Annotated in this window: 21 protein-coding genes and 2 tRNA genes; 15 read left to right on the top strand and 8 right to left on the bottom strand. The window is 68.2% G+C overall.

Going from position 1 to position 18,833, the window contains the following annotated elements; all coding sequences use genetic code 11:
- Positions 1-55: 55 nt before the first annotated feature.
- Genes moeA through BFF94_RS26770 form a run of 3 tightly spaced genes read left to right on the top strand, consistent with a single transcriptional unit; the run spans position 56 to position 2,149 of the window.
- Positions 56-1,354, top strand: coding sequence for a molybdopterin molybdotransferase MoeA (moeA, locus tag BFF94_RS26760; RefSeq protein ID WP_219140064.1), 1,299 nt, complete (start codon positions 56-58; stop codon positions 1,352-1,354).
- 37 nt (positions 1,355-1,391) lie between these two features.
- Positions 1,392-1,667 carry a hypothetical protein gene (locus BFF94_RS26765; RefSeq protein ID WP_006476519.1) on the top strand — a complete coding sequence of 92 codons (276 nt, stop codon included), beginning with the start codon at positions 1,392-1,394 and terminating at the stop codon, positions 1,665-1,667.
- Positions 1,664-2,149, top strand: coding sequence for a GNAT family N-acetyltransferase (locus BFF94_RS26770; protein ID WP_128846205.1), 486 nt, complete (start codon positions 1,664-1,666; stop codon positions 2,147-2,149). Before BFF94_RS26765 ends, BFF94_RS26770 begins: the two co-directional genes overlap by 4 nt.
- Positions 2,150-2,240: 91 nt before the next feature.
- Here the strand turns inward: BFF94_RS26770 and BFF94_RS26775 are convergent, their stop codons facing one another.
- From BFF94_RS26775 to pncB, 5 genes are all read right to left on the bottom strand, one after another.
- Positions 2,241-3,719 carry a DNA recombination protein RmuC gene (locus BFF94_RS26775; protein WP_219140065.1) on the bottom strand — a complete coding sequence of 493 codons (1,479 nt, stop codon included), beginning with the start codon at positions 3,717-3,719 and terminating at the stop codon, positions 2,241-2,243.
- Positions 3,716-4,705 carry a 2-hydroxyacid dehydrogenase gene (locus BFF94_RS26780; protein ID WP_128846201.1) on the bottom strand — a complete coding sequence of 330 codons (990 nt, stop codon included), beginning with the start codon at positions 4,703-4,705 and terminating at the stop codon, positions 3,716-3,718. Before BFF94_RS26780 ends, BFF94_RS26775 begins: the two co-directional genes overlap by 4 nt.
- Positions 4,706-4,786: 81 nt before the next feature.
- Positions 4,787-6,217 (bottom strand): sodium:proton antiporter, encoded by a 1,431-nt coding sequence (locus BFF94_RS26785; RefSeq protein ID WP_128846198.1) that lies wholly within the window; start codon positions 6,215-6,217, stop codon positions 4,787-4,789.
- A gap of 43 nt (positions 6,218-6,260) precedes the next feature.
- On the bottom strand, positions 6,261-6,923 hold the full coding sequence (locus BFF94_RS26790) for a LutC/YkgG family protein (protein WP_128846195.1): 663 nt from the start codon (positions 6,921-6,923) through the stop codon (positions 6,261-6,263).
- Between the two features lie 88 nt (positions 6,924-7,011).
- Positions 7,012-8,211, bottom strand: coding sequence for a nicotinate phosphoribosyltransferase (gene pncB / locus BFF94_RS26795; RefSeq protein WP_128846192.1), 1,200 nt, complete (start codon positions 8,209-8,211; stop codon positions 7,012-7,014).
- A 289-nt stretch (positions 8,212-8,500) separates the two neighbouring features.
- Here pncB and fdxA point away from each other — a divergent pair, with 289 nt between their 5' ends.
- The 8 genes from fdxA (at position 8,501) to BFF94_RS26835 (ending at position 12,882) form a co-directional block, all read left to right on the top strand.
- Positions 8,501-8,824, top strand: a complete 324-nt coding sequence (gene fdxA, locus BFF94_RS26800; RefSeq protein WP_034183076.1) for a ferredoxin FdxA — start codon at positions 8,501-8,503, stop codon at positions 8,822-8,824.
- A 96-nt stretch (positions 8,825-8,920) separates the two neighbouring features.
- A tRNA-Asn gene (locus BFF94_RS26805) sits at positions 8,921-8,996 on the top strand.
- Between the two features lie 71 nt (positions 8,997-9,067).
- Positions 9,068-9,143: transfer RNA gene (locus BFF94_RS26810), tRNA-Asn, on the top strand.
- A gap of 119 nt (positions 9,144-9,262) precedes the next feature.
- Positions 9,263-9,748, top strand: a complete 486-nt coding sequence (locus BFF94_RS26815) for a CreA family protein (RefSeq protein WP_128846189.1) — start codon at positions 9,263-9,265, stop codon at positions 9,746-9,748.
- Positions 9,749-9,810: 62 nt separating this feature from the next.
- The gene (locus BFF94_RS26820) at positions 9,811-10,713 is read left to right on the top strand and encodes an AraC family transcriptional regulator (RefSeq protein ID WP_128846186.1); all 903 of its coding nucleotides are present in this window, start codon (positions 9,811-9,813) and stop codon (positions 10,711-10,713) included.
- A gap of 127 nt (positions 10,714-10,840) precedes the next feature.
- Entirely contained in the window at positions 10,841-11,608 is a 768-nt protein-coding gene (locus tag BFF94_RS26825; RefSeq protein WP_128846183.1) for an AzlC family ABC transporter permease, read from the top strand.
- Positions 11,605-11,943, top strand: a complete 339-nt coding sequence (locus tag BFF94_RS26830; protein WP_128846180.1) for an AzlD domain-containing protein — start codon at positions 11,605-11,607, stop codon at positions 11,941-11,943. The genes BFF94_RS26825 and BFF94_RS26830 overlap by 4 nt, the downstream gene beginning before the upstream one ends.
- A gap of 159 nt (positions 11,944-12,102) precedes the next feature.
- On the top strand, positions 12,103-12,882 hold the full coding sequence (locus tag BFF94_RS26835; RefSeq protein WP_128846178.1) for a DUF4088 family protein: 780 nt from the start codon (positions 12,103-12,105) through the stop codon (positions 12,880-12,882).
- A 115-nt stretch (positions 12,883-12,997) separates the two neighbouring features.
- Here BFF94_RS26835 and BFF94_RS26840 read toward each other — a convergent pair whose 3' ends face one another.
- Entirely contained in the window at positions 12,998-13,399 is a 402-nt protein-coding gene (locus BFF94_RS26840; protein ID WP_219140066.1) for a hypothetical protein, read from the bottom strand.
- Between the two features lie 269 nt (positions 13,400-13,668).
- Between BFF94_RS26840 and BFF94_RS26845 the strand changes: the two genes are divergently transcribed.
- The 3 genes from BFF94_RS26845 to fumC all read left to right on the top strand — a co-directional run bounded on the left by BFF94_RS26845 (position 13,669) and on the right by fumC (position 16,945).
- The gene (locus BFF94_RS26845) at positions 13,669-13,887 is read left to right on the top strand and encodes an RNA-binding S4 domain-containing protein (RefSeq protein WP_006486208.1); all 219 of its coding nucleotides are present in this window, start codon (positions 13,669-13,671) and stop codon (positions 13,885-13,887) included.
- A 132-nt stretch (positions 13,888-14,019) separates the two neighbouring features.
- Entirely contained in the window at positions 14,020-15,408 is a 1,389-nt protein-coding gene (gene norM, locus BFF94_RS26850; RefSeq protein WP_128846175.1) for a multidrug efflux MATE transporter NorM, read from the top strand.
- Positions 15,409-15,550: 142 nt separating this feature from the next.
- Entirely contained in the window at positions 15,551-16,945 is a 1,395-nt protein-coding gene (gene fumC / locus BFF94_RS26855) for a class II fumarate hydratase (RefSeq protein WP_128846172.1), read from the top strand.
- A 44-nt stretch (positions 16,946-16,989) separates the two neighbouring features.
- Here fumC and BFF94_RS26860 read toward each other — a convergent pair whose 3' ends face one another.
- Together BFF94_RS26860 and BFF94_RS38225 are read right to left on the bottom strand one after the other, a co-directional pair.
- On the bottom strand, positions 16,990-17,502 hold the full coding sequence (locus tag BFF94_RS26860) for an acyl-CoA thioesterase (RefSeq protein WP_128846170.1): 513 nt from the start codon (positions 17,500-17,502) through the stop codon (positions 16,990-16,992).
- A 128-nt stretch (positions 17,503-17,630) separates the two neighbouring features.
- Positions 17,631-17,762 carry a hypothetical protein gene (locus BFF94_RS38225; protein WP_281426289.1) on the bottom strand — a complete coding sequence of 44 codons (132 nt, stop codon included), beginning with the start codon at positions 17,760-17,762 and terminating at the stop codon, positions 17,631-17,633.
- 202 nt (positions 17,763-17,964) lie between these two features.
- Here BFF94_RS38225 and BFF94_RS26865 point away from each other — a divergent pair, with 202 nt between their 5' ends.
- Positions 17,965-18,672 (top strand): ArsR/SmtB family transcription factor, encoded by a 708-nt coding sequence (locus tag BFF94_RS26865; RefSeq protein ID WP_128846167.1) that lies wholly within the window; start codon positions 17,965-17,967, stop codon positions 18,670-18,672.
- Positions 18,673-18,833: the final 161 nt, after the last annotated feature.

Raw genomic sequence — 18,833 nt, forward strand, 5'->3', positions numbered from 1 at the left:
CCCTCCTCGCGCCACCGGCCACGAACCCGATACGCCTTGCGGCGCAGTCCGACTGATGATCACGCAATCCTCGCCCGCCTCCCGAACCGCGCCCGATGCCGATGCCCCGCTGTCGCTCGCCGACGCGCAGGCGCTCGCGTGCCGCTTCGCGGTGCCCGTCGATGCGTGCGACACGGTGACGCTGCGCGATGCGCTCGACCGCGTGCTCGCGACCGATGTGAACGCGCCGTTCGACATTCCCGCGTACGACAACTCGGCGATGGACGGCTATGCGTTCGACGGCGGCGCCGGCGCGCCTGCGTCGCCGCAAGGAGACGTCGCGATGACGGTCGCCGGCACCGCGTTGGCCGGCCATCCGTTCGACGGCGCCGTGGCGGCCGGTTCCTGCGTGCGCATCATGACGGGCGCGCCGATGCCGGCCGGATGCGACACGGTGATTCCGCAGGAACGCGTGCGCGTCGACGGCGATACGGTCCGCTTCGCCGCGCACGACGTCGCGCGCGGCGCGAACTGCCGCAAGGCCGGCGAGGATCTCGCGCGCGGCGCCTGCGCGCTCGCCGCGGGCCGCATCCTGCGGCCGTCCGATCTCGGCCTGCTCGCATCGTTCGGCGTCACCGACGTCACGGTGCGCCGACGCGTGCGCGTCGCCGTGTTCTCGACCGGCGACGAACTGCGCGAGCCCGGCGAACCGCTCGGCCGCGGCACGCTGTACGACAGCAATCGCGGGATGCTGATCGCGATGCTCGAACGGCTGCACGTCGACGCGGTCGATCTCGGGATCGTCCGCGACGACCCGGCCGCGCTCGAAGCCGCATTGCGCGACGCCGTCGCCGCGCAGGCCGACGCGGTGATCACGTCGGGCGGCGTATCGGTCGGCGAAGCCGACTTCACGCGCGACGTGATGGCACGGCTCGGCGACGTGACGTTCGCGAGCCTCGCGCTGCGGCCCGGCCGGCCGCTCGCGTGCGGCACGCTCGCGCGCGCGGCCGACGGGGCCGGTCACGCGCTGTTCTTCGGGCTGCCCGGCAATCCGGTCGCGTCCGCCGTGACGTTCTACGCGATCGTGCGCCCCGCGCTGCTGACGCTGGCCGGCGCGCAGACGCCGCCGCCGGCAATGTACACGGCGCTCAGCACGCAGGCGTTGAGGAAGCGCCCCGGCCGCACCGAGTACCTGCGCGGCATCGCGACGCGCGCCGCCGACGGCCACTGGCATGTCACGCCGGCCGGTTCGCAGGGTTCCGCATCGCTGAACGGCCTTGCTGCCGCCAACTGTTTCATCGTCCTGGGCCACGATTCCGCGGCAGTCGACGCGGGCACCCTGGTCGACATCCTGCCGCTCGACGGCCTGATCTGAATTCCACTATCGGTATATCTACGGGGGCAATCCGCACATGAAGAAACAAATTTCGTCGATCGCCGCGGGGCAAACCGCAAAGGCGCTGATCCTCGTCTACCTGACGTTCAGCGTGCCGATCGTGCTGCTCGGCATTCTCGTCGCGTATATCCGCTACGGCATGGTCGAACTGAGCACGATCCTGAGCGCGCTGCTGCTGAATGCAATCCTCGGCTTCGTGCTGCTGTGGATCGCGTGCCACGCGTACAACTGGGTCGCATCGCGCTTCGGCGGCATCGAGATCGTGCTGTCCGATCCGCCGGAGGAAGCGTGAGCGGCAAGCCGCTGATCCGCGCGGCCGAAGCACGCGACGTCGGCGCGATCCTCGCGCTGATGCGCGAGCTCGCCGAGTTCGAGAAGCTCACGCACCTGTTCGTCGCGACCGAAGCGGATCTCGCCGACGCGCTGTTCGGTGAGCGGCCTGCCGCCGAAGCGCGGGTGGCCGAACACGACGGTGCGATCGTCGCGTATGCGCTGTTCTTCCACAACTATTCGACCTTCCTCGGCCGTCGCGGCCTCTATCTCGAGGATCTGTACGTGCAGCCGTCGCAGCGCGGCACCGGCCTCGGCACCGCGATGCTGCGTCACCTCGCGGCACTGGCCGTCGAGCGCCGCTGCGGGCGCTTCGAATGGTCGGTCCTCGACTGGAACCAGCCCGCGATCGATTTCTACGAAAAGATGGGCGCCACCGTGTTGCCCGACTGGCGCATCGTCCGCATGACGGGCGACGCGCTGGACACGCTCGCCGGACATTGAGCGCGGGCCGGTCGCGCCGGCCGCCGCTTCAAAAGAAAACGGGCGCCGCGGCGCCCGTTTTTTCCTTTCCAACCGGTGTCGGCCGCGCGCGTCACGCGTCGTCCGCATCGGCGCCGTCGGAGCCTTCCGCACCGAGCAGCCCAGCCGCCGTGTCGCCCGGCAGCGCCTCGACCTGTTTCAGCTTGCGGTTCATCACACGCGTGCGCTGCTCGGCAGCCTCGATCGAACGCGTGACCGTTTCGAGTTGCGACTTCGTGCGCGCGAGCACGTCGCCGAACTTGCCGAACTCCGTCTTTACCGCGCCGAGCACCTGCCATACCTCGCTCGACCGCTGCTCGATCGCGAGCGTCCGGAACCCCATCTGCAAGCTGTTCAGCAACGCGGTGAGCGTCGTCGGCCCGGCGATCGTCACGCGATAGTCGCGCTGCAGCAGGTCGGTCAGCCCGGGACGGCGCAGGATTTCCGCATAGAGCCCCTCGGTCGGCAGGAACAGCAGCGCGAAATCGGTCGTGTGCGGCGGCGCGACGTACTTCTCGGAGATCGTGCGTGCCTCCAGCCGCACGCGCGCTTCGAGCGCACGCGCCGCTTCCTCGACCGCCGCCGCATCGGCGCGCTCCTGCGCATCGATCAGCCGCTCGTAGTCTTCGCGCGGGAATTTCGCGTCGATCGGCAGCCACACGGGCGGCGCGTCGCGCGTGCCGGCTTCGCGACCCGGCAGCCGGATCGCGAATTCGACGCGCTCGGTGCTCCTCGGCACCGTCGCGACATTCTTCGCGTACTGTTCGGGCGTCAGCATCTGTTCGAGCAGCGCCTCGAGCTGCACCTCGCCCCAGGTGCCGCGCGTCTTCACGTTGGTCAGCACCTTCTTCAGGTCGCCGACGCCCGCCGCGAGCGTCTGCATCTCGCCGAGCCCGCGATGGACCTGTTCGAGCCGGTCCGATACGAGCTTGAACGATTCGCCGAGCCGATGCTCGAGCGTCGCGTGCAGCTTCTCGTCGACGGTGCGACGCATCTCCTCGAGCTTCGCCGCGTTGTTGGTCTCGATTTCCTTCAGCCGCTGTTCGAGCGTCGCGCGCACTTCGCCGATCCGGCGGTCGTTCGCCTCGGTCAGTTGCGTGAGCTGCCGGTTCAACGTGTCGCCGAACAGCCTGAGCGCGCCCGTCTGCTCCTCGCGCGCCTGCTGCGCCTGGCGCTGCACGCTCTCGCGCATCGCGTCGAACTGTTGCGCATTGCCGGCGACGAGCTTGCCGAGCTGCTGCGCGAAGCCCTCGATCTGGTTGTTCTGCACGGTCGCCACGCTCGTCAGCTGCGCGGCGAGCGTCTGCTGAAGCTGCGCGAAGCTGCCGGCCAGCTCGGTGCGCGAACCGCGCGCGCTCTCGACGATCTCGCCCCGCAATTCGCGTTCGAGCCGCTCGACCGCGCGCGCCTGCGCATGCGCGGCGTCCTCGATCCGGTCGCCGAGTACCGCCGCATCGTCGCGGCCGCCGCCGCCGCGCACGATCGCGACGATCGCCACCGCGAGCGCGACAGCCAGCACGATGATCGCCGCAAGCAACAACGTCGTCGTCATGCGCGCGGCTTCCCGATCACGCCAGGGTTGATCGGATTCGGCGGCTGTCCCGCGCGCGGCCCCTCGCCGAGGGCGGCGATCAGGTTGTCGGCGGCGAGGTTCGCCATTGCGCGGCGCGTCTTTTCGGTCGCGCTCGCGATATGCGGCGTCAGCACGACGTTGGGCACCTCGAGCAGCGCCGGATGTACCGTCGGCTCGCCTTCGTACACGTCGAGGCCGGCCGCGGCGATCGTCCCGTCGCGCAGCGCGACGGCCAGCGCCGCGTCGTCGACGATCCCGCCGCGCGCGATGTTGGTCAGCGTCGCGGTGGGCTTCATCTTCGCGAGTTCGGCCGCGCCGATCGTGTGATGGTTTTCCTTCGTGTACGGCAGCACGAGCACGACGTGATCGGCGCGCGCGAGCAGCGCATCCTTCGACACGTATTCGGCGTTCAGCTCGGCCTCGATCTCGGGCGCGACCCGCGACCGGTTGTGATAGATCACCTGCATCCCGAAGCCGCGCGCGCGGCGCGCGAGCGCCTGACCGATGCGGCCCATCCCGACGATGCCGAGCGTGGAGCCGTAAATGTCGGTGCCGAGGAAACCGTCGTACGCCCACTTCTGCCAGTGACCGGCGCGCAGCCAGTGCTCGGATTCGGCAATCCGGCGCGCAGCCGCCATCATCAGCGCCCAGCCGAAATCGGCGGTCGACTCGTTCAGCACATCGGGCGTGTTGGTGCCGAGCACGTTGGCCGCGTTGAACGCGGCCATGTCGAAGTTGTTGTAGCCGACCGCCATGTTCGCCACGACGCGCAGGCGCGGCGCTGCCGCGAGCGTCGCCGCGCCGACCGGGTCGCCCGCCGTCAGCGCGCCGTCCTTGTCGGCGAGGCGCGCGGCGAGCGCATCGGGAGCGAGCGCGTCACCGTTGTTCCAGTCGACTTCAAAATACTGCTCGAGCCGTTCGATCACGTCCGGGAAGATCGGACGCGCGACCAGGATCTTCTGCATCGCCATCTCCGTATGCCGCGGGCCGATCGCAGCGCGCATCGCGCCGCCGGGATTGCCCGCGCTTGGTTGAAAGTTGCCAGGTTACGCCGGGAAGAAGATCAGCGACGTCAGCAGGAAGACGGGCACCAGGATCAAGAGCGCCCAGCCGAGGTACGCAAAGAAGCTCGGCATCTTCACGCCGCGCGACTCCGCGATCGCCTTCACCATGAAGTTCGGCGCGTTGCCGATATAGCTGTTCGCGCCCATGAACACCGCACCCGCGGAGATCGCGGCGAGCGTCGACGCGCCGGTCGTCATCAGCGTCTGCGCATCGCCGCCCGCGAGGTTGAAGAACACCAGATAGGTCGGCGCGTTGTCGAGGAACGACGACAGCAGGCCCGTCGCCCAGAAGTACATCGCGTCGATCGGCTTGCCGTCCGGCCCCGTGACGAGATGGACGATCTGCGCGAACGCGCCGTCCGCGCCCGCGCGCAGGATCACGATCACCGGTGCGATCGTCACGAAGATCCCCGCGAACAGTTTCGCGACTTCCTCGATCGGTGCCCAGTTGAACGCGTTGCCTTCGCGCGCCGAACGCGGCGTCAGCGCGAGCGACGCAAGCGTCACGACCACGAGCGCGACGTCGCGCGCAAGGTTCTGCAGCGCGACGTGCGTGCCCCATACGTCGAACGTGATGCCCGGCTTCCAGATGCCGCTCATCAGCACGAGCGCGACCACGGCCGCGAGCAGCACGAAGTTAATCTTGCCGTCGATCGACAGCGCCGCGCCGTCGGGCGTCGGGTCGAGCGCGGCCGGCCGCTCCTCGCCGCCCTTCCGGTAGAAGTACGTATCGAGCACGAAGAACAGCGCCAGCAGCACGACGCAGATGAACAGCATCGGCAGCGCGAGGTGCGTGGTCGTCCAGAAGAAGCTCACGCCGTTCAGGAAGCCGAGGAACAGCGGCGGATCGCCGAGCGGCGACAGCGAACCGCCCGCGTTCGCGACGAGGAAGATGAAGAAGATCACGACGTGCACGACATGCTTGCGGTTGTCGTTCGCGCGCAGCAGCGGCCGGATCAGCAGCATCGCGGCGCCCGTCGTGCCCATCACGCTCGCGAGCAGCGTGCCGAGCGCGAGGATCGCCGTGTTCAGCTTCGGCGATCCATGCAGGTTGCCGTTCACGCAGATACCGCCCGCCACCGTATAGAGCGCGGTGAGCAGCACGATGAACGGAATGTATTCCTCGAGCAGCGCATGCACGAGCGTGCCGAGCGCGGTGCCCGCGCCGAACGCTGCCGCGAACGGAACCAGGAACGCGATCGCCCACCCGGCGGCGATCTTGCCGAAGTGGTGATGCCAGAACACGGGGGCGACAAGCGGGAACAGCGCGATGGACAACAGGATCCCGGCGAACGGGATGCCCCAGAGCGCGGACAGCGTGGCACCGTCGAGCGTGGCGGCCGATGCGAGCGCGGGAACGGCGCCAAGCGCGACTCCCGACGCCATGCCCGCCCAGGCGGCATGTCGTTTCATGCAGAACTTCCTTGTTCGAGTGGGGGTGAAGGTGGCGGGCGCGTCATGCGCCCCGCACGACGATCGCGTGCACGCGGTACGGGCCGTGCGCGCCCAGTACGATGGTCTGCTCGATGTCGCCCGTACGCGATGGGCCCGACACGAAATTGACCGCGCGCGGCAATTCACCGCGCTCCGCGCGGATCAGCGCGAACGCGTCTTCATGACCGGCGACGATCCGCGACGCCGGCACGATCGCGATGTGTGTTTCCGGCAGCAGGCCGGCCGACGCATAGGTGTCGGGGCCGGACAGCAGCACCAGCGAACCCGTTTCGGCGGTCGCGCAAAAACAGCCCGTGAGGCCGACGAGATCGCCGTCGCGCGGCTTGCGGCATTCGACCGACAGGCCTGCGCCCGCCCAGTCGAAATCGGCCAGCGTGCGCCACGCGACGGCCTGCATCGGCAGGCCGTGAGCGGAAAGATAGCGGGCGGCGGCGGCCGGTGCGTCGGCAAGCGTCGCGACTTCATCGACCGTCGTCGACAGGCGCGCCGCTTCGTCGACGAATGCAGCGACGAGGTCGGCCGGCGCCGGCGGGCGCGGGCCCTGCGGATGACGAGCGAGATAGTCGGCGACGCCGTCGCGCTCCGCTGAGTCGGGTTCGGCCGCGCGCCCCTGCGCCGCACGGATGCGCGCGAGGATCTGGCGACGGGCAGCGGAAGTGTCCATGAACGGTCCTCGTGACGTTGGCGGGCGATACTGTCAGATTATACCGGCCGCCCTCGCCGCGCCGCAGCTTTGGCCGTTCGGCCGGCGCTCACTTCGACGCGTCTTCCTCGACCGGCTGCGCGATGCCGAACACCTGGCGCAGATACGCGAGATACGCCTTGTCGTCGCACATGCTCTTGCCCGGCGAATCCGACAGCTTCGCGACCGGCTGGCCGTTACAGCGCACCATCTTGATCACGATCTGCAGCGGCACGTAGCCGAGGTCGTTGGTGAGGTTCGTGCCGACGCCGAACGCGAGCTTGCAGCGGCCGCGGAACCGTTCGTACAGCTGCATGACCTTCGGGATGTCGAGCGCGTCCGAGAATACGAGCACCTTGGTGCGCGGATCGCACCGGTTCGCCTCGTAATGACTCAGCATCCGCTCGCCCCAGTCGAACGGATCGCCCGAATCGTGGCGTGCGCCGTCGAACAGCTTGCAGAAGTACATGTCGAAGTCGTTCAGGAACGCGTCCATCCCGTAGACGTCCGACAGCGCGATCCCGAGGTCGCCGCGGTATTCCTTCGCCCACATCTCGAAGCCGTAGATCTGCGAATCGCGCAGCCGCGGGCCGAGCGCCTGGCACGCCTGCAGGTACTCGTGCGCCATCGTGCCGAGCGGCGTGATGCCGTGCTTCATTGCGTACAGCACGTTGCTCGTGCCCGCGAACTGCGGGCCGAGCCCGTCGCGCAGCGTGAGCGCGACTTCCTCGTGCCAGACCTTCGAGAAGCGCCGGCGCGTGCCGTAGTCGGCAATCTTGCAGTCGGCGAACTCGGGTTTCGCGCCGAGCAGCGTGATCTTCTCGCGCAGCCGCTCGCGGCCTTCGCGATAGTCGGGCTCGCGCTGCGTGTTGCGGAAATAGACTTCGTTGACGATCGCGAGCACCGGAATCTCGAACAGGATCGCGTGCAGCCACGGTCCCGTGATCTCGATGTCGATCTCGCCGTTGCCCTTCGGCGACGCCGTGATCGAGATGTACTTCTCGTTCAGGTGGAACAGCGCGAGGAAATCGACGAAATCGCTCTTGATGAAGCGCATCCGCCGCAGGTAGTCGAGTTCGACGTCGGAAAAGCGCAGCGAGCACAAGCCGCGCACCTCGTCGCGAATCTCGTCGATGTATGGCACGAGATCGACGCCGGGCGTGCGACACCTGAAACGGTATTCGACGCTTGCGGCGGGAAAGTGATGCAGGACGACCTGCATCATCGTGAACTTGTAGAGATCCGTGTCGAGCAGCGAAGTGATGATCATGATTACGGCACCGCCAATATCGTGACAGGGCCCCGGCGCACCGCGCGCCGCCCGGTCTGTCGGCCATGTTACCCGAATGCGGGCCCGACCATCGTGAAACCGCCTGTCGCCCTGCTCCCGTGGTACCGGCCGCGTACCCATTGCGCGCGCCTCGGCGGCCGCCATAAACTAATCACGAAACGATATAAGCCGGATAGCCGACCACGCCATGCGGGTTTTGCGCTTCAGTTACAATGCCGCTTTTGGCGCAAACGCCACCCCATATATACCGCCAAGCAGGAGCGTTTTAATGACTCACGTTGTGACCGAAGGCTGCATCAAGTGCAAATACACGGACTGCGTGGATGTGTGCCCGGTGGATTGCTTCCGTGAAGGTCCCAACTTTCTCGCCATCGATCCGGACGAGTGCATCGACTGCGCCGTGTGCGTCGCCGAATGCCCGACCAATGCGATCTATGCCGAAGAAGACGTTCCGGGCGACCAGCAGCAGTTCACCGAGCTGAACGCCGAGCTGGCAAAGGGCTGGCCGTCGATCACGAAGACCAAGCCGGCGCCGGCCGACGCGGACGAGTGGAAGGACGTGCAGGACAAGCTGCACCTGCTCGAGCGTTGATCGCGCGGCCGCGGCGGGAATTTTTTGTGCGTCGCAGCCCAAAATAGTTGACAGCTTAGCCAACACCCCATACAATCTCGTTTCTCTGCTGTTTGTTCCCCGATAGCTCAGTCGGTAGAGCGCCGGACTGTTAATCCGTAGGTCCCTGGTTCGAGCCCAGGTCGGGGAGCCAAAAACGCAAAGGCCCGTTGAAAGTGAACGGGCTTTTTGCTGGCAGCCAAACACGCAGATGTACCGATTTATTCCCCGATAGCTCAGTCGGTAGAGCGCCGGACTGTTAATCCGTAGGTCCCTGGTTCGAGCCCAGGTCGGGGAGCCAGACAGCGAAAGGCCCGTCATTCGACGGGCCTTTTGTTTTTCCGGCCGCCGTCGTGCCTTTCGTGGCCCGGTCGCGCGCATGCTAGAGTCTCTGTCCCGCATTCGCATCCGGTTCCATCGATGAAGCATCGTCTCCTCTCAGCCGCATCACTCGCCCTCCTGCTTTCCGCATTCGCTGCGACACCGCTCGCGCACGCGGAAGAAGTCGGCAGCGTCAACACCCATTTCCGCGTAACGGGCTCCGATCGCGTCGTCGTCGAGGCCTATGACGATCCGGTCGTGAACGGCGTGACCTGCTACGTGTCGCGCGCCCGCACGGGCGGGATCAAGGGCACGCTCGGCGTCGCCGAGGATCCGAGCGAAGCGTCGATCGCGTGCCGTCAGGTCGGCCCGATCAGCTTCAAGGAGCCGCTCAAGCAGCAGACCGACGTGTTCAGCGAGCGCATGTCGTTCATCTTCAAGACGCTGCACGTCGTGCGCGTGGTCGACAAGAAGCGCAACACGATCGTCTATCTGACCTACAGCGACCGCATCGTCAGCGGCAGCCCGAAGAACGCCGTTACCGCCGTGCCGATGCCGGCCGGCACGACGATTCCGGTCAAGTAAAGCCCGCGCCGGCCGGGCGCGCGAGCGATACACTGTCGGTTCGCCCGCCCCCGCACCCGATCATGTCCGCCATCCGCCTCCCAGACTCCGCACGCTACTGGCGCACGCCGCTGCTGCCGGATGCGGATCTCGTCACGGCCACCTTTCGCGACCACACGTTCGCGCCCCACTGGCACGACGCGTACACGATCCCCGTGATTCTCGAAGGCGCGGAACGCTTCACCTATCGCGGCAGCGGCCATGTCGCCGAAACGGGCACCGTGCCCGTGATCAATCCCGGCGAAGTGCATACGGGTTCGCGCGCGGCCGATGAAGGCTGGTGCTATCGCGTCAGCTACATGCCGGTCGAATTCATCCGGGAACTCGCGAGTGCGATCGCGGGCCGCCCGCAGGACGCGCCGTGGTTTGCCCCCGACGTGATTCGCGACGCCGATCTGGCGGCCCGGCTTACGCTTGCGCACCGGATGATGGAGGCCGGCAGCGAGCACACACTGTCCTCGCATGCACGCGGCACGCCGGCCGCCAGCGATCCGGCGACCGGCGTGCCGCGCATCTACGATCCGCTCGCCGCCGAAACGGCGATGCTCGACGCGCTGTCGACGCTGATCGTGCGCCACGCCGACGCGCAGCCGCGACCGGCGCCGCTCGCGGCGGACGAACCGCGCGTCGACACAATGCGCGAGCGGCTCGCCGCCGATCTCACCTGTACGGTAACGCTCGACGAAGTCGCGCAGGCGGCCGGCCTGTCGCCGTTCCACGCGGCGCGCCTGTTCACCCGAACGACCGGCATGCCGCCGCATGCATGGCGCAACCAGCTGAGATTGCAGCGCGCGCTGGCGCCGCTGCGCGCGGGCGTACCCGTCGCCGATGTCGCGGCGGCCAGCGGCTTCGTCGACCAGAGCCACTTCACACGGCATTTCAAACGGATGTTCGGCGTGCCGCCCGGACGCTGGCAGGCGAGCTGACGCGCGGCTTCCCGCGTCCGACAGTCGCGATGCAGCCGGCGCCGGCAAGCGCTCAAGCACCGCCCCCGTTTCCGCGGGCGCAAGAACATACAAGCCGGTACCCCCGCGGCCCGCTATTCTCCAGCCCATGGAGAAGCGCTCTTTGAACCCGACACCCGCGTCGCCCCCTCGCCGCCCGCTCAACGAGTGGCTCGACGGCGCGCGCGATACGATCCCGATGATGATCGGCGCGGCACCGTTCGGCGTGATTTTCGGCACGCTCGTCGGCGGCGGCCCGCTCGCCGCATGGCACGGCGCGCTGATGTCGCTCGCCGTGTTCGCAGGCTCCGCGCAGTTCATCGCGCTCGGCCTGATCGCGGGCAGCGCGGGCTTCGTCGTCGTGCTCGCGACGACGCTGATCGTGAACCTGCGCCACCTGCTGTACAGCGCAACGCTCGCGCCCTATGTCGCGCACCTGCCGCTACGCTGGCGCGCGACACTCGGCGCACTGATGACCGACGAGGTGTTCGCGGTCGCCTATGCGCACTACCGGCACTTCCCGCCCGGTGCAGTCGGCCCCCACTACTTCTTCGGGTCCGGGCTCGCGATGTACCTGAACTGGCAGGTCTGGACGCTCGCGGGCATCGGCTTCGGCGCGGCGTTCCCGGGCCTGCAGTCGCTCGGCCTCGATTTCGCGATGGCGGCAACCTTCATCGCCATCGTCGTCCCGCAGCTCGGCACGCTGCGCTATTTCGCGGCGGCCGCGACGGCCGGCACGCTCGCGTACTTCTGGCAGGGCTGGCCGTACAAGCTCGGGCTGCTCGGCGCGGTCGCCGCCGGCGTCGCGATCGGCGTCGCGCTCACGCTGCTGCACGAACGCGCGCGGGCCGGCTCGCGCACGGAGACCGCATCGTGAGCTACGCGCTGCTGATTCTCGGAATGGCCGTCATCACCTACGCGATCCGCTCGACGCTGTTCCTGTTCGGCGAGCGGCTGACCTTCCCGCCACTCGTGCGGACCGCGCTCGGCTTCGTGCCCGTCACCGTGCTGACCGCGATCATCGTGCCGATGACCGTCTCGCCGCACGGCGGCACGGCCGAGCTGACCTGGCGCAATCCGCAGCTCGTCGGCGCGCTCGCCGCCGTGCTCGTGTCGGCGGCGACCCGCCGCCCGCTCGTGACGATCGCGGCGGGGCTCGTGGTGTTCTTTTTCTGGCAAGGGGTCGTGCTGCCCCACTGGCTGCCGGCCTGAGCCGGCGCCCGGCCACGCGCGCTCAAGTTTTCGCCCGGCGCGCCGATATAGGGAATGAAGACCCGCCACCGGAGCGGGCGCACCGGTCAGTCGACGCTGCGCCCGCTCCGGTGCGCCGTGCCGGCCGCCGGCTTGCACGGGCCGCCATCGAGACGATTCATGGGCCAGATCACCCTTTCCCTCAAGGACGACACGCTCGAGTCCCTGCGCAAGGACTATGACGCGTTCGTCCGCGTGTCGCTGAAACTCGACCCGCAGTTCGCGACGCCGTCGTTCGAGGATTTCCTGCGCGCCAAACTGCTCGACAACATGGTGCCGCTGACCGAGCACGCGGTGCAGCGGATGCTGCAGGGCGGCCAGTATGCGTGGGCAAAGCGCACGCTCGACAAGGAATTTCCGGACGTCGTCGCGATCCTGATGCGACAGGCCGGCGAATTCGGCTTCGGCTTCGCGTCGCGCTCCGAATGGACCCCCGACGAGCTCGCGAAGGCCTGCCGCGACTGGGCGAAGGCGATCGTCGCCGAAGCGCAGGGCGACCCGTCGCTGATCGACCCGCTCGCGTCCCAGATCAAGAGCGCGGCGCAGGACATCCAGACGCTCGAGGAACTGATGCAGACGCCCGCGTGGCGGCTCGCGGAATCGTTGCGGCAACGGATCTACGAGGCCAAGCTCGCGTGCGAGATGAGCGTCGGCAGCATCGCGCGCGACAAGCTCGGCGAACTGCGCGGACTGTTGCGCCTCGGGCTCGCGCACGGTTCGTTCCAGAAGCAGGAAGCGCAGCAGATCATGGAATACCTGCGGCTGCTGAAGCCGGAGATTTTCGTCGAGGAACCGCACGACGTCTTCGCGCGGCTCGCCGCGTGGCTGCGCAGCGTATTCACGGTTGCCGCGCGGCCGGCCCAGGGGCAGGGACAAGGGCAAGGGCAACGCCGGCCGTAACGGCGCGCATCAACACATGAAAACGGCCCGGTTCGCGCGAAGCGAACCGGGCCGCCGGACGGCCGCCGTCGCGACGCGCCGTCCGGGGCGAGCGTCGCGCGGCGCCGGACACCGCTTACTGCGTAGCGCCCTGGGCCGATGCACCGCCCTCCGCGCCGACCGATGCGCCGCCTTCGGTCGCCTCGCCGGCCTTCGCCTTCGCCGAACCGACATGGCTCTTGGCCGACTTCGCCGCATGCTTCGTATGCTTCTTGGCCGAGTGGACGGCCGACGACGCCGTATCCTTCGCGCCGTCGGCTGCCGCGCCGACCGCATCGGTTGCACCGCCGACCGCATTGCCCGACGCGTTCGCGCCGGCACTGCCCTGCACCCCTGCGCCGACACCCGCCGCCGGCGTCTGCGCCTGCACGCCGGCACCGGCTGCGCCCTGCGCCGCCGTGCTCGTCTGGGCAAACGCAGCCGAAGTGGCAAACGCCGTCAGCGCGGCACCGATCAGCATCGTACGAATCTTGGACATGGCAATTCTCCTCGAGAAGTTGTGAGCCCGGACCGCAGCGATGCGGTCCGTCGCGTCCCCGCCGCAACACGCAGCAGGTACGACAAAAGACCCGCGGTCCGCCCGGCCGGTTCTCGAATCTCTCAGACTGTTACCCACCGTTTCATTTGCTGACGATTGGCTCACAGTCCTTAACAACTGCGTCGCGCGGCCGCCCGCGCTCGCGCGCCGGCCCGCGGTGCCGTATGATGCGGGGCGATTCCTTCCGCGCATTGCGCACCTTCTTCGTCATGCCCAACCTGGATTTCACGCTGACCGGCGAATACGTCGAGCTGCACAACCTTCTCAAGATCACCGGTCTCGCGGACAGCGGCGGCACCGCGAAGCTGATCGTCGCGTCCGGCGCGGTGAAAGTCGACGGCGCGGTCGAGCTTCGCAAGACCTGCAAGATCCGCGCGGGCCAGGTCGTCTTGCTCGGCGACACGCGCATCGCAGTGCGCGAAGCCTAGGGTCGGTTCCCCCTGCGCACGACATGGCCATCGGCGCACGCGTTCGACACGGTACGAATAAAGCCGTAAGCTGATCGCCTCTCAAAATAAATACATATAGCGCGGGCCCGCACCCGCGCGAGCGCCCATTCCATGTCGCATTCCGGTCTTACGCGGACGGCCGCCGCGCCGCCGTCGCTGTCCAGTCACGCCGCCGATACCGCGCGCCTCGCCGCGCCGCTCGCGATCGCACAGCTCTCGCAGATGGCGATGAGCGTCACCGACACGGTGCTGCTCGGTTCGCTCGGCCCCGATTCGCTCGCAGCAGGCGGGCTCGGCGCGAACTTCTTCTTCGTCATCGTGACCGTGCTGCAAGGCGTGCTGTCGTCGGTCAGCGTCAGCGTCGCGCATGCGCGCGGCGCCAAGGCCGACGAGCGCGTGCCGCACATCTACTGGACCGGCTTCGTGCTGTCCGTGCTGCTCGCGATTCCGGCCATCATCGCGCTGTCGCTGTCCGAACCGATCCTGCTGATGTTCCACGAGCCGCCGCTGCTCGCGCATCACGTCGGCGAATACACGGGCATCCTGCGCTTCGCCGCGCTCGGCAGCCTGATCGGCGTCGGCCTGATGCGCGCATTCCTGCCCGCGATCGGCGCGGCACGCCGGCTGCTGTGGGTGTCGATCGGCGGCGTCGGCGTGAACGGCGTGCTGAACTACGGGCTGATCCACGGCGCGTTCGGGCTGCCGCGCCTCGGCTTCCTCGGTTCGGCGGTCGCGACGACGATCACGATCTGGCTCACCGCGCTCGCACTGATCTCGCTGCTTCACGGCCGGCAACGCTTCCGTCATTTCGTGACCGCCGCGCGCCCGAAGCTGCCCGTGATGGGCGAGCTGATCGGTATCGGCTGGCCGGTAGCGATCACGTACGGGGTCGAATCGACGCTGTTCCTCGCGACCGGCCTGACCATCGGCGTGCTCGGCGCGACGTCGCTTGCCGCGCACCAGATCGCGCTGAACGTCGCGTCGTTGGCGTTCATGGTGCCGCTCGCGATCGGCCAGGCCGCCAACGTGCGGGTCGGCTACTGGGTCGGCGCAGGCGCGCCCGTCGCCGCGCGGCATGCGGGCTTCGTCGCGCTCGGCCTCGGCGTCGCGTTCATGTCGCTGTCGGGCATCGTGCTGATCGTCGCGCCGCATACGATCGTCGGCCTGTACCTGAACCTCGACGATCCGTCGAACGCGGCCACCGTGTCGCTCGCCGCGTCGCTGCTCGGCATCGCCGCGGTATTCCAGATCGTCGACGGCGCGCAGACCGTCGCGTCGGGCGCGCTGCGCGGCCTGAAGGACACGCGTATCCCGATGCTCGCGGCGACCCTCGGCTACTGGGGCGTCGGCTTTCCCACCGGCTACTGGTTCGCGTTCCACGTGGGCCTCGGTGCCCGCGGCCTCTGGTGGGGCCTCGCGGCCGGCCTCGCCAGCGTGGCCGTGCTGATGGCGTGGCGCTTTCATCTGAAGAGCGCGTCGCTCGTCACGCCGCCGCGCTGAGCGCGACACGACGCGAAATCACGGCCGGCGCTATGCTTGTCGGCTGAATACCTCGAGACGCCGCGCGAGCGGCGCGACTGCCTCACGATACGACTGGCGCCGCGCGATGCGCGGCCTTTCCCCTTTCCAGGAGGAGTGCATCATGAACGAAGCAGTTCGGATGGAACGCGACACGTTCGGCGAGATCGCCGTGCCGGCCGACCGGCTCTGGGGCGCGCAGACCGAGCGCTCGCTGCAGAATTTCCGGATCTCGACGGAGAAGCAGTCGCCCGAGCTGATCCACGCGCTGGCGATCGTCAAGCGCGCCGCGGCAGCCGTGAACCAGTCGCTCGGCGTGCTGGCCGACGACAAGGCGCGCGCGATCATCGACGCGGCCGACGAGATCATCGCCGGCAAGCATCCGCGCGAATTCCCGCTCGCGGTCTGGCAAACGGGCTCCGGCACGCAGACCAACATGAACCTCAACGAGGTGATCGCGAACCGCGCGAGCGAACTGATGGGCGGCGAGCGCGGCGAAGCACGCAAGGTTCATCCGAACGACGATGTGAACCGCGGCCAGTCGTCGAACGACGTGTTCCCGACCGCGATGCACGTCGCGGCCGCGTACGCGATCGTCAACCACTTGCTGCCGGCGCTGCGCACGCTGCGCGCGACGCTCGACACGAAGTCGAAGGCGTTCGCCGACATCGTGAAGATCGGCCGCACGCACCTGCAGGACGCGACGCCGCTCACGCTCGGCCAGGAGTTTTCCGGCTACGTCGCCCAGCTCGACCAGAGCATCCGTCACGTCGAATCGGCACTGCCGCACCTGTACGAACTCGCGCTCGGCGGCACCGCGGTCGGCACGGGGCTGAATGCGCATCCGGAGTTCGCGGTGCGCGTCGCCGACGAAATCGGCCGGCTCGCGAAGCTGCCGTTCGTGACGGCGCCGAGCAAGTTCGAGGTGATGGCGGCCGCCGACGCACTGGTGTTCGCGCACGGCGCGCTGAAGACGGTCGCGGCCGGCCTGATGAAGATCGCGAACGACGTCCGCTGGCTCGCGAGCGGGCCGCGCTGCGGGCTCGGCGAGCTGTCGATTCCGGAGAACGAGCCCGGCAGCTCGATCATGCCGGGCAAGGTGAACCCGACGCAGTCGGAGGCCGTGACGATGCTGTGCTGCCAGGTGTTCGGCAACGACGTCGCGGTCAACGTCGGCGGCGCGAGCGGCAATTTCGAACTGAACGTGTTCCGGCCGATGATCGCGCACAACGTGCTGCAATCGGTGCGGCTGCTCGCCGACGGCGCGCAGAGCTTCAACGACCACTGCGCGGCGGGCATCGAACCGAATCGCACGCGTATCGACCTGCTGCTGAACGAATCGCTGATGCTCGTGACGGCGCTCAATCCGCACATCGGCTACGACAAGTCCGCGCAGATCGCGAAGAAGGCGCACAAGGAAGGCACGACGCTGAAGGCGGCCGCGCTCGCGCTCGGCTACCTGACCGAGGCGGAATTCGATGCGTGGGTGCGTCCCGAGCAGATGATCGGGACGCGGTAACGGCAGGACGACGGGCGCGGCGCGATGCGCTACGCCCGCTGCGGTCAGACCGCGCCCGTCGCGACCTCTTCCGGTTTCATCTCGACGATCTTGTCGAGCGCGGCCCGCACGTCGGCCGCATATTTCGCAAGCACCTTCTGCTCGTTGGTCTCCGGCACGAACGGCGGCACCGGCACCGGGTTGCCGTTCTCGTCGACCGCGACGAACACGACGAGGCAATCGGTCGTCTGGCGCAGCACGCCGCCCTTCGGATCGCCGGCGTGCACGGACACATGGATGTGCATGCTGGTGCGGCCCGTCGCCACGACGCGCGCCTTCAGCTCGACGAGATTGCCGACCAGGATAGGACGCTGGAAACGGATGTTGCCGACGCTGACCGTCACGCAATAGCGGCTCGACCAGACGGCCGCGCACGCATACGCGACCTCGTCGATCCACTTCATCAGCGCGCCGCCATGCACCTTGCCGCCGAAGTTCACGGACGACGGCTCGGCGAGGAAGCGGAATACGGTTTCGGTGCGGTCGAGGGCGGCCGGTACGGGGGACGGTTGGGACATCTTGTTGGCTCCAGGCGGCAGGGGCGCTGTAATCGGGCCATTATACGTTGCGCTGCGGCAACGCGTCCGCGGCCAGCCCCGTGTGGCGCGGCTGCCGCCGCGCCCGACACGAACGTAGCCGGAACCGTTCAACGGCGCACCGTGATGCCCTGGTCGATCGTCCCGTACATCTCGAGGCTGCCGCCCCGCTCGCCGGCGGCGCCCTGCGCACAGGCCGCGCAGACGAGCGCGGCCGCCAACAAACTGAAAATCGTCTTCATCGTTGCATCGTGTCACGGGCGGCGGCCCGCTGCCGCCGCGTCCGGCCATTCTACGCGCGACCCGCAACGGGCCGCAGTCCGGTCGCCGCATGGGCGATGCCCGCGCCGGCGCCGCGCTGCATCCGACATTTCAGCCGGATGCGAAACATCGAATTCCCGCACCCACTACACTGCCAATCATCCCACCGGACGAGACACGACGATGACCGATCAAGACGACCACCACTTTCCGGGCCTGAGCCGCATCGGCGCGCTGATCGCCGACCCCGGGCGCGCCGCGATGCTGTGGGTGCTGATGGACGGCAGCGCACGACCGGCCGGCGAACTGACGATGATCGCGGGGCTGTCGCCGTCCGCCGCGAGCGCCCACCTCGCACGGCTGACCGAAGGCGGCCTGCTCGCGCTCGACGTGCGCGGCCGGCACCGCTACTACCGCATCGCATCGGCCGACATCGCGGCGTCGCTCGAAGCGCTCGCGAACGTCGCCCGCGCAGCCGCACCGCACCGCCCGGTTCCGCCGCCGTCACACACGGTACCGGCCGAACTTCGCTATGCACGCACCTGCTACGACCACATGGCGGGAGAACTCGCGGTGCGCATCTTCGACGGACTCACCACGCGCGGCTGGCTGCTCGCGGACGGCGATGCGATCGAGACCACCGAACTCGGCAACCAGGCGCTCGCGCAATGGGGCATCGACGTCGCGCAACAGCGCACGCGCCGGCGCCGCTTCGCATGCGGCTGCCTCGACTGGAGCGAACGGCGCTCGCATCTCGGCGGCGCGCTCGGCGCGGCGCTGCTCGAGAGCTTCTGTGCGCACGGGTGGATCGAGCGCACCGCCCGGCCGCGCGTGCTGCGCGTCACCGTGCCCGGACAGCAGGTTTTCGACGGATGGCTTACGCCCGCTTGACGCCAGCATTGCGACTGCACGACAACGGCGCGCGATGGACAGGTTTTGTTACATCGCGTGCCATTCGACTTACAAAACACCGAGCATTGAAACAGGCCAAGCGGATATTGTGAACTCAACGGCACGAATCGACGCGCCGCGATAACGACGATGACGCTCAC

The organism is Burkholderia catarinensis, from assembly GCF_001883705.2.
Classification (GTDB): domain Bacteria; phylum Pseudomonadota; class Gammaproteobacteria; order Burkholderiales; family Burkholderiaceae; genus Burkholderia; species Burkholderia catarinensis.

Coding starts and splice junctions, on each gene's coding strand:
- moeA (WP_219140064.1), top strand. CDS start 56: ATGATCACGCAATCCTCGCCCGCCTCCCGAACCGCGCCCGATGCCGAT.
- BFF94_RS26765 (WP_006476519.1), top strand. CDS start 1,392: ATGAAGAAACAAATTTCGTCGATCGCCGCGGGGCAAACCGCAAAGGCG.
- BFF94_RS26775 (WP_219140065.1), bottom strand. CDS start 3,719: ATGACGACGACGTTGTTGCTTGCGGCGATCATCGTGCTGGCTGTCGCG.
- BFF94_RS26780 (WP_128846201.1), bottom strand. CDS start 4,705: ATGCAGAAGATCCTGGTCGCGCGTCCGATCTTCCCGGACGTGATCGAA.
- BFF94_RS26785 (WP_128846198.1), bottom strand. CDS start 6,217: ATGAAACGACATGCCGCCTGGGCGGGCATGGCGTCGGGAGTCGCGCTT.
- BFF94_RS26790 (WP_128846195.1), bottom strand. CDS start 6,923: ATGGACACTTCCGCTGCCCGTCGCCAGATCCTCGCGCGCATCCGTGCG.
- pncB (WP_128846192.1), bottom strand. CDS start 8,211: ATGATCATCACTTCGCTGCTCGACACGGATCTCTACAAGTTCACGATG.
- fdxA (WP_034183076.1), top strand. CDS start 8,501: ATGACTCACGTTGTGACCGAAGGCTGCATCAAGTGCAAATACACGGAC.
- BFF94_RS26815 (WP_128846189.1), top strand. CDS start 9,263: ATGAAGCATCGTCTCCTCTCAGCCGCATCACTCGCCCTCCTGCTTTCC.
- BFF94_RS26820 (WP_128846186.1), top strand. CDS start 9,811: ATGTCCGCCATCCGCCTCCCAGACTCCGCACGCTACTGGCGCACGCCG.
- BFF94_RS26825 (WP_128846183.1), top strand. CDS start 10,841: ATGGAGAAGCGCTCTTTGAACCCGACACCCGCGTCGCCCCCTCGCCGC.
- BFF94_RS26835 (WP_128846178.1), top strand. CDS start 12,103: ATGGGCCAGATCACCCTTTCCCTCAAGGACGACACGCTCGAGTCCCTG.
- BFF94_RS26840 (WP_219140066.1), bottom strand. CDS start 13,399: ATGTCCAAGATTCGTACGATGCTGATCGGTGCCGCGCTGACGGCGTTT.
- BFF94_RS26845 (WP_006486208.1), top strand. CDS start 13,669: ATGCCCAACCTGGATTTCACGCTGACCGGCGAATACGTCGAGCTGCAC.
- norM (WP_128846175.1), top strand. CDS start 14,020: ATGTCGCATTCCGGTCTTACGCGGACGGCCGCCGCGCCGCCGTCGCTG.
- fumC (WP_128846172.1), top strand. CDS start 15,551: ATGAACGAAGCAGTTCGGATGGAACGCGACACGTTCGGCGAGATCGCC.
- BFF94_RS26860 (WP_128846170.1), bottom strand. CDS start 17,502: ATGTCCCAACCGTCCCCCGTACCGGCCGCCCTCGACCGCACCGAAACC.
- BFF94_RS38225 (WP_281426289.1), bottom strand. CDS start 17,762: ATGAAGACGATTTTCAGTTTGTTGGCGGCCGCGCTCGTCTGCGCGGCC.
- BFF94_RS26865 (WP_128846167.1), top strand. CDS start 17,965: ATGACCGATCAAGACGACCACCACTTTCCGGGCCTGAGCCGCATCGGC.